This window comes from Mesorhizobium sp. M4A.F.Ca.ET.022.05.2.1 (assembly GCF_003998845.1).
GTDB lineage: Bacteria > Pseudomonadota > Alphaproteobacteria > Rhizobiales > Rhizobiaceae > Mesorhizobium.
Map to the genome: position 1 here is coordinate 1 of NZ_RZOJ01000547.1, position 3,246 is coordinate 3,246.

3 protein-coding genes are annotated in these 3,246 nt (G+C 66.2%); all 3 read left to right on the forward strand.

Translation table 11 applies throughout. The annotated features are described in order from the left end of the window. Positions 1-1,203, forward strand: a 1,203-nt coding sequence (locus EN745_RS32390) for an ABC transporter substrate-binding protein (protein WP_145992262.1), incomplete at its 5' end; no start/stop codon positions are given. 112 nt (positions 1,204-1,315) lie between these two features. Beyond that, entirely contained in the window at positions 1,316-2,047 is a 732-nt protein-coding gene (locus tag EN745_RS32395) for a DUF2270 domain-containing protein (protein ID WP_126055304.1), read from the forward strand. A 187-nt stretch (positions 2,048-2,234) separates the two neighbouring features. After that, a partial coding sequence (locus EN745_RS32400) for a HAMP domain-containing protein (RefSeq protein WP_127423130.1) occupies positions 2,235-3,246 on the forward strand: 1,012 nt, incomplete at its 3' end.

Sequence of the window (3,246 nt, forward strand, 5' to 3'; positions counted from 1 at the left end):
GCCTTCGACGCCGAGGACGTCAAATATTCGCTCGGGCTGCATCTCGGCGAGAAGACCAAGTCGAAGGCGAAGGGCCTGGTCGCCGACATTGCCGATGTGCGGGCGGCCTCGCCGAGGCAGGTCGAGATTCTGCTCAAGTCGCCCAATCCCGACATGGATTATGTGCTGTCGGACCTGCATTTCGCCATGGTCCCGGCGGGCTTCGCGGACTGGGCGAAGCCGGTCGGCACCGGGCCGTTCAAGCTCACCGCCTTCCAGCCGGGCGTGCGGGCGACGGCCAGCCGCAACGAAGCCTACTGGAGAAGCGACCGCGGCCATGTCGACACGGTCGAGACCGTGGTGATCAACGACATGACGGCCCGCGTCTCGGCGCTGCAGGGCGGCTCGGTCCACATCATCAACGGCGTCGACTACAAGATCGCGCCGCTGCTCAAGAAGGATCCCCGCGCCTATCTGGTGGTCACCGAAGGCAAGCAGCATTTCTCGCTGCCGATGGACGCGACCAAGGAGCCGTTCAACAACCCCGACATCGTGCTGGCGCTGAAGCACGCGCTCGACCGCAAGCAGATGGTCGATCTTTTGATGGCCGGCTATGGCCGCGTCGGCAACGACCATCCGATCGCCGCCAGCGATCCGAATTTCAACCCGAACATCGAACAGCGCGCCTACGATCCGGACAAGGCTCGCTTCCACCTCAAGAAGGCCGGCAAGAGCGAGCTGACGCTCGAACTGCACGCCGCCCCGGTGGCGTTCGAGCAGGCGGTCAGCACGGCCGAGCTCTTCGCCCAGTCGGCCAAGCCCGCCGGCATCACCGTCGGCGTCAAGCGCGAGCCCGACGACGGCTATTGGGCGGAGGTGTGGATGAAGAAGCCCTGGGTCGCGTCCTTCTGGGCCGGACGGCCGTCGGCCAGCATGATGTTCTCCTCGGTCTATGCGTCAGGCGCGCCGTGGAACGAGACCCACTGGAAGAACGAGGACTTCGACCGCAAGCTCGCCGAGTCGCGCTCGTTCGCCGATCCGGCCAAGCGCCGCGAGGTCTATTTCGAGCTGCAGCAGACGATCCATGATACCTGCCCCACCATCATCCCGGCCTTCGCCAGCTGGGTCGACGCGGCGCGCGCGGAGGTCAAGGGCTTCACCCCAAATCCCAACTTCCTGCTCAGCGACCATCGGGTGGCAGAGCGCGTCTGGCTGGAGGCGTGAACGCGCCAGGCCAGGGGCAGGCCGGAGGGAACGTTTCGGCCCGCCGCGCGTTGTTGTCATCGGGGTGATGGCCGGCCATTTCCGCCGGCCATTGCATTTGGATGGCAAGGGGATGTCCAAGGTCGAGACCATCAAGCCCGTCGAGGCGGCGGCAGCGCCGCGGGCCTCGGATGCGTTCGCGCTGAAGCTCACCTCGTCCGAACTGGCGACGACCATGTCGCATTTCCACCGCGCCGAGATCGCCCGCATGGCCGGCTGGCGCGACCGGCTCGACCGGACGAGCAACTGGGCGATCACCGTCGCCGCCGCCATGCTTTCGGTCTCGCTGTCGACGCCGAGCTCGCATCACGGCGTGCTGCTGTTCGCCATGCTGCTGATCACGCTGCTCTTGTGGATCGAAGCGCGGCGCTACCGCTTCTTCGACGTCTACCGCGCGCGGGTGCGCCAGTTCGAGCGCTATTATTTCGCGCAGATCTTCTCGCCGCAGCCCGACTTCGCCTCCAACTGGCTGGCGATCGTCGGCGAAGGCCTGCGCTCGCCGCGCTTCCTGATCTCGCAGCGCGCGGCGCTGGTCCGCCGGCTGCGCCGCAACTACATCTTCATGTACACGATCCTGATGCTGGCCTGGGTGCTGAAGATCACGACGCCCAGCCTGCAGCGCGAAGGTTCGCCGATCGGCTTCGGCGCCTCGTTCCTCGACGCGATGCGGGTGGCCGCGCTCGGCCCGGTGCCCGGCATCGTTGTCGCGTCCATTGTGGCGCTGTTCTATGTCGGCCTGCTCGCCGCCGCCTTCCTGGTCAACAGCGAGGAAGGCGAGCTTTCGCATGGCACCGTGCATGTCTGAACCGCAATCTGAGGCAATCCAGCCGCTGCTTTCGAAGAAAGCAGGCGCCCGCCCAATGCCTTGGCGGGATAACCTCCGAGCGGGCCACCGTTAGCACGTTGATAAGCAATTGGTAATAAAAGGTCATGGATGAGAGATCGACCTCAATCCGCGAACAGAAAAGCGCCGTCACCGGCAGGGCCTTGCCGTGCGCATTAGGAGCCAGATCATCCTGAGCATGGTCGGCGCCGCGGCGCTGATCGGATTGGTCGGCGGCGTCGCGGTCTTCACGCAGATGGCGGCGACCAAATATCTCGGGCTGACCGAAGCGACCAATGTCGCGCGCGAGCTGGCCGACACCATAGTCTTCGAACCGTCCGCGGGGACGCCTTCGCTGCTCGAGCAGCCCGAGGTGCTCAAGCAGTTCCTGGAGCAGCACCATCGGCGCTCGCGGCGGGATTTCATCGTCGTCGACCGCAACAAGGGAATCGTCGCCCATGCCGCCGACGAGGAGCACAAGGCCGGCGAAAAATTCGACCACGACCCCGGCAACGAGGTCGGCCGGACGCTGCAGGACGGCGTCCCGCGCAGGTTCATCGACCCGGAGGAAGTGAACGCCATCCTGGCCGTTCCGATAGAACAGGGCGAGGACACGATCGTCGGCGCCGTGCTGCTGGAATATGATGCGGTGCTGCATGCCGCCGAGCAGCGCACCAACAGCCTGCTGTGGATGGTCGGCCTCAGCACCGCCGCCGCCATACTGGTCGCGGCTGGCTTCGCCTGGGTGCTGCTCCGCCGTTTCGGCGCCGGGCTCTCGGACATGATGAACGGCATGCAGGCGCTGGCGCAGGGCGACGTCTTGACGCGCATCCGCCACGTCCGCAAGGACGAATTCGGACAACTGGCCGACGGCTTCAACACGATGGCCGACCAGCTCGCGTCGGCGCGGGCGCATATCGAGGACATCGTCGAGACGGCGGCCGAGGGCATCGCGGTGCTCGACGGCGACGGCCGCATCGCCAGCGTCAATCCCGCCGCCACGACGATGATCGGCCGGCGCGCCGACAAGATCGTCGGCCTGCAATGGGACGCGGCGCTGAAGCTGCAAGACCCGAGAGGCGGCGACTTCGCCAGCGGAACGTCGCCCGTCGAGATGGCTTTGGCCACCGGACGCCAGCACCAGGGCGAAGTCCGGCTGACCAGGTCGGACGGCTCGCAAT

What these genes read in the sequence shown, in the direction of transcription:
- EN745_RS32395 (WP_126055304.1), top strand. Translation starts at nt 1,316, where the DNA reads ATGTCCAAGGTCGAGACCATCAAGCCCGTCGAGGCGGCGGCAGCGCCG.